This is a genomic window from Marinoscillum furvescens DSM 4134 (assembly GCF_003386095.1).
Lineage (GTDB): Bacteria > Bacteroidota > Bacteroidia > Cytophagales > Cyclobacteriaceae > Marinoscillum > Marinoscillum furvescens.
In genome coordinates this window covers 12,493-28,444 of the sequence record NZ_QREG01000004.1, presented here as the reverse complement: position 1 = coordinate 28,444, position 15,952 = coordinate 12,493, and the positions used below count along the sequence as shown (strand labels likewise).

Sequence of the window (15,952 nt, the reverse complement as noted above, 5' to 3'; positions counted from 1 at the left end):
ATTATTCATGTTGTGATTGAAGGGCCTGCTTATGAAGCAGGTCCGTGAGTGCGGCGATATCTATTACTGGACAAACGTTGCCATTGCCCAATATGGTGGTACCACTAAGCAACCTCACTTGCGTAAGCGGCCTGGCTAGTGGCTTTTCGATGATTTCTTTTTGCTGCAATACCTGATCTACGATCACAGCTGTGGTGCGCCCGGCATAAGACACCACGATGGCATTGAAGTCTACTGCCTCCTCCCCAATAGCTTCATAGGACCGCTGCAGTACTCCACGTTCATTGATGGCAGACAGGGTGGGCAGGTCCAGGATGTCTTTTAAAAATACGACAGAGATGGTTTCTTCCTGATAGCGGGTCATCAAACTGCTCCCGAGCTTATAAATATCATGACTATTCAGCGGAACCACAGATTCAGTATAGGACAATGCCATGGCATACTCCTGGTCATCCACTTTAAACAACAGGGTGCCTTTCAGAGCAAGGGAAGAAGGCACGTGAAGGTATACTGTAGTGCCCTCTCCTACGATGGTTTCCACTTTGACCTGCCCGCCTATAGACTCTACAGCTTTTTTCACTACATCCATGCCTACTCCCCGACCTGAGATTTCGTTTACCTCAGCAGCATTGGAAAAACCCGACTCAAAGATGTATTGAATGACTTCTTCTGGCTTCAGGTTTTTGGCAATAACCTCACTGACCAGTCCTTTTTCTACTATTTTTTTACGGATGATTTCGTGATCGATCCCTCCTCCATCATCGGTGACCATGATTACTACCCGGTCTCGTTCGTACTTGGCATCTAGCATCACCGTACCTACTTCGGGTTTGTTTTGTGTGGTACGCTGCGAGGCGGCTTCTATGCCGTGGCCCACCGCATTGCGCACAAGGTGCACCAGCGAATCACTGATAATTTTGAGAATATTGCGGTCTATTTCTATTTCTGTGCCCTTGAGGACAAGGTTTACTTTTTTGTTTTCTATGGCAGCCGCATCCCTCAATACGCGATGAAACTTGTTGAACAGGAAGCCAATCTGAACCATACGAACATTCATAATGCTGTATTGAAGATTGGATGTAATGCGTTTGAGCCTGTCTAGCTCGCTGCTGCGAATTCCCAGCTCGTCGCTCATCGCAATTAACCTGTCGCGTTCAATGATCAGCTGCCCTACTTCATTCATCAGTTCGTCCATTTTGCGAACCGGAATCTGTATGACATCAGAAAAGGAAATTTGCGTACCCGTCTCTTCTGGTACTGGCTGAGGCTTTTCTTCTTCGGCTTCAAGTGCCGGTGGAGTCGGGCTGTCGGCAGGTTCTTCGTCAGGTGTTTCTTCTTTTTGGTTTAGCGCCTTTTGCAAAAACAAAGAAAGACTGGTTTTGATACCCAGATAACTCACTTTTTCCTCAGTCTCGAGTGCATTGACCAGCGCTCCGAGCTTATCGTTGGCACGAAAGAGAATTTTGAAGAGGTCCTGATCGAGATTGATTTTCCCCTCCTGAATGGCCAGCATGACGTCTTCCATGACATGTGAAAGCTGTGCGATTGGTTCAAAACCAAGTCCCATCGCATTGCCCTTGAGCGTATGCGTAATGCGAAAGATCTCCTTAATGGCATTTGCATTGCCGTGATCTTTCTCCAAATCCACAAAGAGCTTGTCTAGCTGCTCGATGTTGTCTTTGGCCTCCATGAGGAAAAGTTCTTTGTATTCTTTTTCTTTCACGTTAGAGACAGTTTACCAAATAGCCACCAATTTCTTTTACATGCATAACCACTTCGGCCGCCCCGGTTTCGTATGCGAGCTTGGGCATGCCGTATATTACGCTGGATTCTTCATCTTGAGCGATGGTTTTTCCTCCTTTGTTTCGAATCATTTTCAATCCTTTCACCCCATCTTTCCCCATACCTGTGAGCAGCACCCCTAGCGCTTTAGGACCATATATTTCAGCCACAGAATACATCAGTGCGTTGATAGAGGGATGATTATATTCAGGGTAATCTCGATCGCTAAATCCTACCAGCACTTGTTGATCTCGCTTTTCCAGAATCATGTTCCCATCGCCCGGAGCGATGATTACCATTCCTGGCTTGGGCTCCATCCCTGGCCTCCCCACCACTATCCTTAGCGGACTCATATGGTCTAGCCGTGCGGCAAATGACAAAATAAAGTTTGGTGGCATATGCTGACCTATTACAAGCGGCACATTCAGGTTTGCCGGAAGGGATAGCAACACCTTTTCTACAGCAGTAGGGCCACCAGTAGACGCTCCTATCACAATAACATCATAGTTGGGGCTGTCATCAAACGTGTGGTGCAGTTCATTGAGACCATCACGGTTCACTGGTGTAGTTCGCGGACGAGCCTTAGCCACCCGTTTTACCGCTGCCACTAGTTCGGTGGTAATTTCTCGAAGTTTGGAGCCACCCTTCACAGGTTTGTTGATATAATCCACAGCTCCCAGTTCCAGTGCATCAAAAATTTGGTGGAGATTGGTATTACCCACAGAGCTGAGTATCAATATAGGCGTAGGAAGCTTTTCCATGATTTGCTCTACTGCAAACATGCCGTCATAGTCTCCCATATTCATATCGAGCAGTACAATATCCGGCTTTAATGCCAGGGTTTGCTTTACAGCTTCCCTACCATCTGTAGCCGTACCCACCACCTCCAGATCTTCTTCTTTGGAGAGTAGATCATTGATAAGAAGGCGCAAAAATGCGGAATCGTCTACAACTAATATGCTAATTTTTTTTGCCACAGTTAAGCTTCTTTTACCACCCTTGATTTGAGACGATCACCTTCTACCAGCTCGTCTATGTCTATAAAAAATATCATCCGGTCATTGACCCGAATCAGTCCTTTGATGTATGTTTCGTCAAGGGTGGTATCCGAAACACTATCTGAGGCCGGCTGGATGTCACTACCAGAAAAGCGCTGATTATGAGGCACATTAGGCACCAATAACCCAACGGTATACCTACCTGTATCCACCACGATGGTGTAGTTGGTTCGCCCTTCAAGCTCCCGCTCATCAGGAACCAATCCCAGCTTCTTAGCTAAATCTATGGTTACAATACCTCGCCCCCGAATATTGGCAATACCGGAAATGTACACTGGTGTTTTGGGCATACGTGTAATCGCTGGGGTAGGTACTACTTCATTGATTTTATCTATGTCAATGGCATATTCTTCCCCACCAACTTCAAAGGCAATTAAGTGCACCTGCTTGCGTTCCAGACTTTCGATCTCTTTGTGAAATTTCTGATGAAGTGCCCGGCGCCTCTCGTATTCTGCCTGCGTGACCGTACCATCAGGAGTGGTGCTTTCCTGCGGAAGGTCCTCCTCTACCGATACCGCCTTTGTCGTGGCCTTCTTTTTTACCGGAGTGTCTGGTATGAGTTTACTTTTCTTTAAATTTTTGCCCAACGCCATCTTAGAGGTTGTTTAGTACTTCATTTGCCAACTGTTGATAATCTTTTGAACTATTGGAATCTGGTGCATAGGAGATCACACTCTGACCAAAAGACGGAGCCTCAGAGGCTCTTACATTTGGCCTGATGTTCGTATCAAAAATTCTAAACGGGTAGTTTTCCTGTATGTGCTCTCGTACCTCTGAACTAAGTTTTCGGCGCTTGTCCACCATGACAGGCAGTATGCCCAATACCTCCAAATGCGGGTTGAGTGCAGCCTTTATTTTCGTAATGGTCTCCGATATCAGGTCTAACCCTTGCAAACTCAGCACCTCCATCTGCATGGGGATGATCACCTGATTTGCCGCGCTTAAAGCATTGACTGTAAGCAGTGATAGTGATGGCGGACAATCAATCAAAATGACATCAAACGACTCTTCTACCGATTGAAGTACACCCGCAAGCAACAGCTCACGCTCCTGCATACCAGCTAGCTCCAGCTCCAGGTCTGCCAGCCCTATTTGCGAAGCTACAACTTGCAGCCCCTCACGGTCTATCAGGGCCTGTGAAAGGTCAATTTCACCAGCCAATACGTCGGCGATGGAGTGAGGCGCCTCTTGTATCCCCAGACTATACCCTAAACTTCCCTGTGCATCCAGATCTACCAACAGCACACGCTTTCCTGCATCAGCAAGCGCTTTACCGAGGTTTACGGTAGTTGTGGTTTTGGCTGTTCCTCCTTTCTGGTTGACTACTGCTATGATCATAGTTTTTTACGATTGGGAAAGCTGAATTTCTAGATATCAATGGTGATTTCAGGGTAATCTTTCTTCAACTGACTCACAAGTTGTGATTCTGAACTCCCGTTAGAAGTCAGGCTTTTCTGTACCGAAAGCATGCCCCAGTCGTGATACTCAGGAATATATACCGGAGCTTTTGTTTCTATAACTACATCGGATCGGTTTTGACGATAGGCCCGGGTTTGGGCTTGTCTGCCTTGAGTCAAAGCAGGGTCTAGTGCCCATTGGCCATCCAGTGACTGCCCTATGAGATCGGAGGCTTTGCTTCCCTGCGTTTTGGCCATGGCATTGTTGACCAGGTACACCTTACCATCAGGTGACTGCACTACCATTTTATCCTGAATATAGTTAATCACTTGTCCAAAAAATTCATTTTGTTGATCGATGATTTCCTGATGATCACTGGAACCTTGAATTTGTTTCTTCATGCTCCTCAAAGCTGCGGCTTGCTCTTCGGTTTTCATCTGAGCCAGCTTCAAATCAGTGATATCTCGAGAAATTCCAAATGTGCCAATTACCTTACCTTCCTGATCATACAATGGAAGCTTGGTAGTGGATACAAAAGAAGTGGTGCCATCTCGCTTATCTTCTTTCTCGATTTGATTGAGTAGAGGTCTCTTCGTTCTGATGATCTCTTGTTCGTCTTCGTAAGCCTTCTTAGCATGGTCTCCAAAGAAGTCAAAGTCCGTCTTTCCGATGAGATCTTTCACACTATTGGCTCCAAAGTTTGGTGCCATAGACTTACTCACTCTAGTAAACTTGCCTTCAAGGTCTTTGAAATAAATGAAATCTGGCATATAGTTTAGCAAGGCATCCAACAGGCTCTTTTCGGTTTCATATGCCTCTCTCATTTTAAACAGTGCATTGTTTTCGCTAGCCTGTCCGGTGAGTTTCACCATGCTAATACCCTCTTTGAACTGCTCTGCTACTGTTGCCAGGCCGTGCGTTTTTTCATTGTATGAGCCCATACCTGCGGATAGTTGAGTAGCCGAGCTGGCCACCTCCTCGGTACCTGCAGCGGTTTGCTCTGCTATGACCACAATACTTTCGGTGATACCTACTACATTGTTGATGCTTTCGATCTGATTTTGTGCTGCGGAAAGTATCTCTTCAGACAAACGCAAGGTTTCTGTAGAGCTTTCGAGTATTTCCCTGAAAGATGCCGACGCCTTTTGTGATGTTTCTCGCCCGGCCTTTACTACGGTGTTCATCTGTGTAATAATGGCTGCGGCCTCTCCGGTATCATTTTGAACGTCGCCTACAAGCTCTTCTATCTCTTTGGCAAAACGACGAGAATCCTCTGCAAGCTTACGAATCTCCTCTGCCACTACCGCAAAACCTCGACCTGCATCGCCAGCCTGGGCTGCTTCTATTGCTGCATTGAGGGCCAGAAGGTTCGTTTGAGAGGCTATCTCGGTGATCATGCCCAGCACGCGTGAGATTTCTGATGACCGCTCGGTAAGTATCCGCATAGACTCATCTGTCTTAGAAGAGTACTCGGATATTTCTTGCATACTAGACACCACTCCGTCTACGATACCCATGCCCTTTTCACTGCTATCGGCGCCACGTTGGGCTGCTTCATTGATGCCTTCTGAGCGTTCCATCATATGACGTGACGCCTGCAAAATGCGTTCTACCAGCACAGATGACTCATCTACCTTCTGAAGCTGATTTTGAGCTCCATTACTCATTTGAGCAATAGCTGAGGCTATTTCATTGGTATTGGCATTCATTTCCTCACCGGTTACTTTCATTTCTCCGGCTGATTCATCAATGATCAATACATTTTGAGAAATTTGTGACAACAGCCCCTCCAGGTTATCGAGTGCAAGGTTCAAGTTGTCCGCCATGCGCTGAATATCGCCACTAGCTGCTGCCTGATACCTTTGGGTCAGGTCACCAGACGCCATAGCGTTTACAATTTTGTTGATAGACGTAAACGGCTGAGAAATATTTTCCAACAGCTCATTTATAGATCCAGCGAGTTCTAGCCATACACCTTCTTTATCCTGCGCGTCAATTCTCGCATCCAGGTTACCTTCTTGTCCGGCGATCTGCACTACCCGGTTGGTTTCCCCGAGCATATTTTCCAGATTATCTCGCATTTGCACCAATGAATGCCCCAACACGTCCTCATCACCTCTCAGATGATAAGGAGCATTCAAATTGCCAGCGGTAATCTCCCGGGCAAAGCTGGATGCGTTAGTAAGCGAATTGGTAAGGTCATCCATAGCCCTGGCTATGTCTCCTATTTCATCTTTCCGTTTCTGGAGCTGACTGATAGTAGAATGGGTATCTGTACTACCATTTGATAGACGCAGTATATCCTGGATGATGCTTTCTAATGGACGGTGAAGCTTCTGATAGATGTATGTATACACACCTACAAATGTGCCCACAGCTACTGGTACGGCCCAGGTCAAGTGAACAATGCCATTTTTGCCTACCACAAAAGCAATGAAGGCAATCAAAACACATAAAGACACGACCAATACGACCATATCATAAAGAAATGATCGTTTGAATATCTTTTTGGAGGCAAGGATAATAGAGCCTCCAGCAGCTAGAAGGATTAGGATGGTAATTAAATATTCGTTCATAAAAAATCGCCGGTTGGTTTATTGAATCATTTCAAAAAGGTCTATCAGGATAATCATGGGCCCATCATCGGCTTTGACTATTCCCGAGATAAAAACATCTTCTACTGACAGGTTTTTAATCACAGCAGCAGAAGTGTTGATTTTTTCCACTTCTACCTTCAGAGTATCGGGCACAGTATTCACCAGCAATCCAGCCTGTATGGTCTTATGTTTGATTACTATCGTATACTGTTGCCCCTCTGGGGTTAGGGCATCATTGGGGTTTATTTTGGTTCGTAAATCTATCATGGCCAGCACGTTGCCTCTTACATTGGCAACGCCTACCACATATTCTGGCCCCTGGGGTATGGGGGCTATTTGGGGGGTCTTCACTACTTCTTTTACTACATCAATAGGGATGGCGTAGTGCTCTCGTCCTATTGGAAAGACTGCCAGTACAACCTGTTCTACCACCTCAGCTTCCTGCGTGTCCGACTGGGTATTTGATGCAGCATCTACCCAGCTGGCACCAGCAGCCGTATCAGCTGGTGGGTTAGTCTTTTTTGCAGATTTTATATTTTCTCCCAATGCCATAGGTAACTTCGACTAAAATTCTCTTCACAACCTGTAATCTATTCCAATTTTTTCAAGCGAGCCAAAATGCCTGACAGCTAATTTTCCACAATTGAAAAGATGCTTACAAACCTTCTGACGCATCTGATTCATTTTCACGAAGTTGGAATTTGGCCAACTTAGCAGATAACTCCTCAGCTACCTGTGTCAGCTGACGCGCACGGCTGCCATAGTTGTCCATTCCAGAAGAAAGCTGTGTAGCTGAGCTAGCTATCTCTTCTGTTCCGGCAGCCGTTTCTTCGGCTATGACCACAACAGATTCTGTAATAGTAACCACATTTTTGATTGCGTCGAGCTGCTGCTTCACGCGTTGGCGGATTTCTTCTGACTGCTGCAGCGTACGTGAGGTCGAGTCTGTAATCTCACCAAAAGCTTCCGATGCATGTTGTGTGGCGTCTTCTCCACTTTTTACGCTGGCTTTCATCATCTCTATGGCCTGCCCGGCAGTGGTTACATCCTTTTGCACATCTACTACCAACTGAGCAATTTCGGACGCTGATTTACGTGAATCCTCTGCCAATTTCCGGATTTCTTCGGCTACCACGGCAAACCCACGGCCTGCATCACCAGCCTGAGCCGCCTCTATGGCAGCATTCAAAGCGAGCAAGTTGGTTTGGGAGGCAATCTCCGTAATGACACTCAGTGCCTTGGATATCTCCTGTGAACGCCTGGTGAGTACCTGTATGGAGTCATAAGTATCGCTGGAAAAAGCGGCAATATCTCGCATACTAAAACCCACTTTTCTCACCAGTTTTTGCCCTTTATCACTGCTCTCAGCTCCTTCTCGGGCTGCACCATTGATGGCCTCTGCCTGATCGCCCATCTCTTGAGAAGAACGTAATATCCCTTCTACCAGCGTAGACGACTCGTCTACTTTCATTACCTGGTTTTGTGCGCCACTGCTCATCTCCGAGATAGACGAAGCTATTTCTTTGGTATTGTAGGTCATTTCTTCATTGACCACCAGCATTTCGTTGGCGGAGCTGTCTACCACCTCTGCGCCTCTCACAATCTCCTGAATCAATTCATTGATGTTATCAAGGGCCACATTGAGGTTTTTGGCTATAGCCAAAATGTCACCTTTTGCCAGTGAGTGATCATACCTTACGGTAAAGTCACCTTTGGACATGGCATCCACCACCTTGTTCATCTGATGAAAAGGTGCTGAAACAGAGTCCAACAAGTTATTAATCGCCATAGTGAGCTCCTTCCAGGCTCCCTCGTCTGACCCATTAGGAATACGTGCATTCAGATCACCACCGTCACCCGCTTTTACTATCACTTCTTTGGTTTTATCTGTCACGGCCTTGAGGTTGGCTCGCATCTGGAGCAGCGACTTACCCAAAAGGTCTTCTCCACTCGAAGGGGTAAACTCTGCTTGTAGATTGCCCTGTCCTACCTGATAAGAGAAGTCCGCCTTACGCGCCAGCTCATCCATCAGCTGATTGGCAGACTCTGCAAGCTGCCCCAACTCATCGTCTGAACGTTTCTGTAATTTCTTTGCCGAAAGATTCCCCTTAGCCAATTCGCCCAGCAGTCCGCTGGACAATTCTATAGACCTGGCGGTATTGGTGGCAATGCGATATACGATAAAAACGAGAAGCAATAGCCCTAACAACCCTACAATGATAGTAGTGGTAAATGTGCGATCGATAGATCGAGTTACTTCGGCCATAGGTACCTGCACCGCCACTGCCCAGGGCTCCCCCGCTCCGGCTATATCTATGGGAGCGAAGGCCAACAAAACTTCTTCGTTGAGCATTGGGTCATTGATGGCCAGTGAAAAGGCTTCTCCTGAACCTATTCTATCGTTCAATTCGATGTTAGAAGACTTGACCACCGGCAACGAGTCCAGCTTTTGGCTCACCAGCATTTCATCCTGATGCGAAATTATAATGCCCTCATTGGACAATAGAAACGCATATCCCCGATCATAGAAGTCGATGGTAGCCATGGACTGAAAATCGTCCAGAAACATATCTGTACCAATCAGCCCTACAAACTTGCCATCAAGCATAATCGGTGCAGATGGAGATACTCCCAGGTACACCCGATCTGTGTTACCTCCATAAGCTGAAAACTCATACGGCTCTCCGATTTTGGATCTTGGATTGTATTTTATGTCTACATAAAGCCCTGAAGCCGGGTCACCGTCCAGATTGACAAGCTCACTATATGTCTTTAGCTCACCGTCTTCGTAATACGCCGTATTTCGCTGGCGACCGAACGGCTTGTCCCACTTAGGATCTATGGCTGACAGCTCCAAACTCACCCAGCTAGCTTCGTATTTTTCATCCGACTGCAAAACCTCCCGAAGCAATTCGTTTTTGAGGCTGTTCATTTGAGAGGTGGGGAGCTGCAAGTAATTTTTCATAGCCAATGCCATAGTTTTAGCAATGCTGATATCCTGATCGAGCTCAGACCGAATTTCCATTGCTTTTTTGGCTGCCGCAGTATTTACCAGTTTTTTCGCTTCATCCAACGCCTGATCTCTCAAGCTAAATGCCGCATACATGAGGGTAATCAAATAGGTAAGTACGGTAACTCCCACGATGAGGAGCATCATTTTTCTCCGTATGTTCAGGTTATAATTCATAAAGGCCAATTGGAATTCTATATGTACTGCGCATAGCACATGTACGACGCACCTGTTCCATTCGGGCTATCATCCATATGCTCAAATTGAAAAATAGGCCATGAGCGCTATAGAAAAAAATTCAACGAAGTAGAATTCACAGTTTTGGATGAATTCTTCGTTTTACGGGACAAATCTCGATTGAACACTAAAAACAAAAGCGACTCCAAGGAGCCGCTTTTGCTAATATCCCTTTCAGTAAGGGCACGCTTATGATTGTGTTGGTTAGTTTTTCACTACTCTAACCTTCATCGTTTCGCCGGAATTCGGATCTGAGAGATGTAACAAATAGATACCAGACTTCAATGCTCGCAAATCTATGATTCCATCCTGGATTTTTGCTTGAGCCATTAGCTGCCCACCCACAGAGTAAACCGAAACATTCTCAAATCTCAAATTATGCTGAGGCAAGTAAACCAGAGATGCTGTAGGATTTGGATAGACTCCAAGGTCTGCATCTGTGTTTGCCTCCAATGGCAATGCTTCCACTGTTACTTTGAAGGTGGAGGTAGTCTCTCCGTTTCCATCAGACGCTACCACTGAAATTTCACTAGCCCCGAGTCCAGCTTCAGTAAGGGTAAGTGTGGCATCAGCCACTGACACAGTCACTACCGTTTCTTCGGTAGAGCTTGCTGTGAAGGTAAGGTCGTCACCGTCAGCATCCACAAAATAAGTAGTCAGATCCAGAGTGACAGCACCAAACCCTTCGGTCAAGAGCTGGTCATCAATGTCACTGGCAACAGGATTTAGATTAGATGGACGAACCACGATGCTATCCACTCTAAAGCGAATACTCTCTCCTCCTTGACTTCCCTCTGATGTATAGCGAAATGCAATAAATCCAGCCTCCTCTACATCCAAAGCAATGGCTCCAGTGTTCTCAAATTCATCAACTTCTTTGGTAGCTACATTGGCGCTATCAGTGGCAGCAACGAGCCTGGTCCAGCTGTAAAACTCAGGACTTCCATACCCAGGATAATCGGTAGAGAACACCACTTCTACTTCAGGCCCACTAAATGCAGTGACGTGATCGAAGCTCATTTCGAAAGTACCTACCGAATAGTCTACTTTAGGTGCTACCAACCAGCTAGTACCATAACCAACACTGTAACCATTAAAATCCACATATTGACTGCCACTATAGCTGAGTAGGTTTGCACCTTCATTGTATGCTGTCCAATCTGCCGGAATCTCCGCATCAAAAGTCTCTTCGATGTTTGCCAGGACAGACACTGTAGGCTTGGCCACCATAAAATTGTCAAAACCAAAGCTGATACTCTGCCCACTGCTTTCACCCTCGGAGGTATAGCGAAATGCAAAAGAAACAGTACCTAGAGTAGATATATCTATGTGGTCTACATGTGCCCATCCATCAGTGGCTACCTTAATGGTATCTTCCACTTCGGTGAGGTTGGTCCAGGTGGCATCCGCTGGATCTCCATACCCTACATAATCTGTGGAGTACACAAACTCTGGAGCAGGGCCATCATATTTATTGGTGTAATCAAACGACAAGATGTATCCTTCATCCACTTTCACCCTTGGGGCAATCACCCAACTCGTACCAGCACCTACCTTGTAGCCATTAAACTGCTGCTTAATGTTGCCTACACCTGAGCAAAACTGAAGATCAGATTCTGTGTTATACTTCACCCAACCGTCTGGAGTAGGACAAGCGTCATCAAAGTCCTCAGAGATAGAAGCTACAGCTTCCACAGGCGACTTGTCTACCAAAATACGCTCGTTCATTCCCTCAGGGTATGCCGCAGAGGTGATCAGGCTATCCAGCCCGTCTTCTGCTGTAAGGTAATTGAGAAATGCCTGCTGGTAAGTAGCGCCCAGCGTGGTATAGTCCAAATCGCCAAAAGGATAACCGTCTCCACCATTGGCAAGGAAATCGATAGTAACCACATTGAGTGCCGGAGCACCATCTACTACTGCCCCGTCTTTTACAATTTCGGTATCATCATCGAGGGTAATTGACACTACGCGCGAGCCCGCCGGCTTGCCCTGATCATACGTAATTTTGAATCCGGCTATTTGTGGAAACTTACCCACAGCCACTGGAGCGTCTGCTACACCATGCTCTATCAAGGATTTGAACACTTCAGGAGCAACCTCCTCTACCACGGACACAATGTTGGTGAAAGCCGCTACCTCATAAGTCAGATTTTCGTTAAAATCACCTTTTTCGATGATTTTTTCTATACGAAGGCCACCTCCATTTTGGATAGCAACGTGTGGCTCTGCCGTACCAAAATCTGCATAGGTTTGTTTCGCTTGCCACAGCATGGCATCCGCAAACAAGTTGCCTCCGTTGGTCTCACCTGTACGTAGGCTTGGCTTACGAAAATCAAGATCTACCTCTGAAGTAGCTACGATGTTGGTCACCAGGTCTTCTATGTAATCCCTCACCGGCTTCTCAGCATTTGCTAACAGGTCAGCATCAGCTTTACCTGAAACCAGTACCGGATTGGAGTCATATACACGCCTCACTTTGCCATCAGCATCAAAATCGACAACAAGATGACCGAGGAAGCGGTAGTTGCCAGGAGTAGTCACGATATAAACGTCTTGGCCGTCTTTGTCCTGCTCCACAATAGGGTATGGCCCTTTAGCATCCAGCTTATAAGGTGCTCCTAGCTGATCATCATTAGAAAGCAGCTCATCACCACCACCGGCAATGACGATATCCACTCCAGAAAGCTGAGGAATCAATTCCTTGTCTTGTTCCAGACCTTGCAAGTGACTGATGAGTATGATTTTATTAACATCTGCTTCCAGGAGTGCATCGATTTCGGCCTGAGCTTTCGCCACCAGGTCAGTAGAAACTGTGGTATTTCCCGGACTGGAAATGCTGGTGATCTCAGGTGTGGTAAGGCCAACAATTCCAATCTTCTCGCCTCCTTTCTCTACCACAGTGCTTGGCACTATTCTGTCCGCATCAGCAAGCGCTTTGAGTACGGGCACATTTTCAAATGACAGGTTGGCCGAGAGGTATGGCGCTTTATTGGTAGTAAAAGCAGCAATAAAATCTGCCAGCACTGACGTACCAAAATCAAAATCATGATTTCCTAAACAAATGGCATCATAATCGATGGCATCAAGAGCCATAGCGTCGTAGAACACACCATTGGCGTTGCTCGCGTTGAAAGTCTGACCTGGCAAAAAGTTGTCTCCAGAAGACAGCATTAGCGAATTGAACCCGTAAGCATCAGCCTGAGCTTTCAGGCTATCTACCATATACTTAAACTGAGCAACGCTACCTGCTGGCGTTTCATGCCCTTTAATAGCTACGGTATCTGCAAGCAATGCTGACTCACCGTCATTGTTATGAAAAATAGCTAGAGTATATGGATTCTGAGCTTCACCTACAGAATAGATCGTAACTGTACCACTCACCTCGTTGGAAACAATCAGAAGGTTTTTACCATTGGGACTATCAGCTGAAGGCACAAACACCAAACCTTCCGGCGCATGGTCACCCGCAGCTGGTGATGAAACTTCTACATTGAAGTTCCTATTGTTGAAGTATTCTACAAACTCCGGCGCAGCAGGATTTGTAACGTCATAAACCATGATACCACCCTGTCGCTCCAGACCAACAAAGGCATAGGTTTTGTCACCTATCACTCCGTAGGTAATCGCTTCTGGCTCGGGTCCCTTATCATCGCTACGATCCTTTAGTGCATATTCATCATCAGTAGAGTTGAAGTATAATGGGTTAGTGGCAGCCGTAATTTGCTCCAGATCATCACCACTATCATACACTTGAGTACCGGTTTCGGCATCCCATATCGAAAACGAACGAGCTCCAAAGCTATACAGTGTTTTGTATTTTCCATCTGCCGTAGTGTCTGGATGAGCAGACGTTATTTTCAGGTTTCCTGCAAGCTCGTTTACCAGATCTACATCGAACGTTTCAGGGTCTAGTTCCACATCTTTGATCTTTGTTTCATCTGTATAAAGAAAATCGCCATCTTCATATTCTCGTGCATCTCCCTCATTGGCTGTCATGATGTACGTTTTGCCACCCGCTCTGAATCCAGAAATTGCATCTGGAAGGTACATACCCTTCACGGGTAATGTCGTGATATAAATTGTCTCTTTATCAAATGGAACATCCAGGCCATTTCCAGCTACATTATGGTCTTTAAAGCCCAGGCCAAAAATATCTTTGAGCTCCCCTGTGCTGATAGCTATGATGGCAATTGCATTATTTTCTTGCAGGGCAACATAGGCCGAATCACCCACCACTGTGATATACTCTGGCTCCAGGTCTTGAGCTACAGTGGCATTTGGGCCAAACACCCTTACACCCTCCTGAAAAAGCTGAGCTTCCTGACCATTATATGCCTGAAAGTCTACAGTGGTTACATTTTTTGTTGCTACATCAATAATTGAAACCGTACCTTCCGGATCCACGGTATAATCATCTGAAGGCTCACCTTCATTGGCTACTAGGATTTTAGTACCATCTTCATTAAAAGTAAGCATATCTGGCAATGCGCCCACAGTTACCTCCCACTGGAAGGTGCCGTCTGTATCAAAAGCGACTACTTTGCCATTTTCTTGTTTGTTGTCTGCCTCTATAGCAGCCACCAGCAGCCCATCATAGGCAGCCACACTATTGACTCCACCTCCATAAGTAGTGACATCTATGCTTTTCACGATTTCGGGAGCTTCTACATTGGTCAGGTCAATGATATCAACGTTTTTGGTTTCAGCATTGGTCACAAAAAGCTTTTTGGACCCTTTGTCAAATGCTGAAATCTCCGCTGCACCTTCACCAAAGGCGCCGAGTGAAACAGAAGAAATCGGCTCTATAAAACGATTTGGTTCAGGTTCTACTGCGATCCCGAAGTACTGACTCACAGACTCAGCTTCACCTGAAGCTACTTCTTCAGTGGCAGTCACCTTCAAGGTGTAATAGCCTACTTCACTGAGCATACCTGTAAGCACTGTGCCACTCATGCTTAGTCCCGCGGGGAGTGCGTCTCCAGCAGGAGTAGCGATTTCAAAACTCAGCTCACTATCCAAATCACGAAAGTAGGTAGCAACATCAATGGAAAGTGACCAACCTGAACGTACCGTGATATCTTCTATCTCCCGTACCACTTCAGGCTTTGCCGGAGGTATGGTAGCATTGATCACAAGTCTGGGCGCTCCTCCCTCTATTCCAGCCTGAGCCGATTCAGCAGTACGAAGGCCTGAGCCTTCGAAGAAAAAGGCAATAGCATTACCTGCTTCCCACTCATCTGAATTGAGAACAGATGCTATCAGGCCAGAAAGGTCTGGAGTACGCTGATCTTGCCCAGATTCTCCTACTGTAGACCAGCTACCCTCTTCTATGGACCAGGAAACTGTGGTTTCTGCTGTAGACCGGTCAGTTAGGTTTTTAGCATCAGCAGTAAAAGCTGAAGCATTGGCATTGTCCTCTATATAGATAGTCTGAACACAAGGGTCTACGTTCTTGCCGTTTTCGTCTACTGTAAACTGAATGTATGCAGAAGTGATCTCAGCATCTGAGGGTAGGTCCAACCCTCTAAACCTCACCCCTACACGCTGTGGGTCACCACCATCGGCAAATTCACTACCGAACTCAAGATCGCTACTTGCGAAATCAATTTCTCCAGACTCCAACTGCTCTTCCGCAGCATCCTCTTCCTGTGTAATGAAGAGCTCCAGTGACACATCCGTCTGAGCATAACTTGCACTCAGTCCTAAAATAAAAAAGCCGATCAAAATCGCTAAAAAGCGACTTGATCGGCCCCCAGGTTTTTTCATTCGTAAAGTTCTTGGCATCTCTTAGATCTTTGAAATTATCTGATTCAATAAAAATCAATAGGAGCAATTGCTCCGACTTCCAAAGCTAAAAGCGCGGTATATCC

8 protein-coding genes are annotated in these 15,952 nt (G+C 46.2%); all 8 read right to left on the bottom strand.

Features of this window, described 5'->3' with window-relative positions; genetic code table 11:
- Nucleotide 1 precedes the first annotated feature (1 nt).
- The 8 genes from C7460_RS05545 to C7460_RS05510 all read right to left on the bottom strand — a co-directional run bounded on the left by C7460_RS05545 (nt 2) and on the right by C7460_RS05510 (nt 15,848).
- Nucleotides 2–1,723 carry a chemotaxis protein CheA gene (locus C7460_RS05545; RefSeq protein ID WP_115867098.1) on the bottom strand — a complete coding sequence of 574 codons (1,722 nt, stop codon included), beginning with the start codon at nt 1,721–1,723 and terminating at the stop codon, nt 2–4.
- Nucleotide 1,724: 1 nt separating this feature from the next.
- A complete protein-coding gene (cheB, locus tag C7460_RS05540; protein ID WP_170147901.1) occupies nt 1,725–2,759 on the bottom strand; it encodes a chemotaxis-specific protein-glutamate methyltransferase CheB in 1,035 nt (344 codons plus the stop codon).
- Between the two features lie 2 nt (nt 2,760–2,761).
- On the bottom strand, nt 2,762–3,433 hold the full coding sequence (locus C7460_RS05535; protein WP_115867096.1) for a chemotaxis protein CheW: 672 nt from the start codon (nt 3,431–3,433) through the stop codon (nt 2,762–2,764).
- A 1-nt stretch (nt 3,434) separates the two neighbouring features.
- Nucleotides 3,435–4,178: a ParA family protein gene (locus C7460_RS05530; protein ID WP_115867095.1), complete on the bottom strand. Its 744-nt coding sequence runs from the start codon at nt 4,176–4,178 to the stop codon at nt 3,435–3,437.
- A gap of 29 nt (nt 4,179–4,207) precedes the next feature.
- A complete protein-coding gene (locus tag C7460_RS05525) occupies nt 4,208–6,814 on the bottom strand; it encodes a methyl-accepting chemotaxis protein (RefSeq protein ID WP_115867094.1) in 2,607 nt (868 codons plus the stop codon).
- An 18-nt stretch (nt 6,815–6,832) separates the two neighbouring features.
- Nucleotides 6,833–7,387, bottom strand: a complete 555-nt coding sequence (locus C7460_RS05520) for a chemotaxis protein CheW (protein ID WP_115867093.1) — start codon at nt 7,385–7,387, stop codon at nt 6,833–6,835.
- A gap of 103 nt (nt 7,388–7,490) precedes the next feature.
- Nucleotides 7,491–10,022, bottom strand: a complete 2,532-nt coding sequence (locus C7460_RS05515; protein ID WP_115867092.1) for a methyl-accepting chemotaxis protein — start codon at nt 10,020–10,022, stop codon at nt 7,491–7,493.
- A 264-nt stretch (nt 10,023–10,286) separates the two neighbouring features.
- A complete protein-coding gene (locus C7460_RS05510) occupies nt 10,287–15,848 on the bottom strand; it encodes a choice-of-anchor I family protein (RefSeq protein WP_170147900.1) in 5,562 nt (1,853 codons plus the stop codon).
- Nucleotides 15,849–15,952 lie beyond the last annotated feature (104 nt).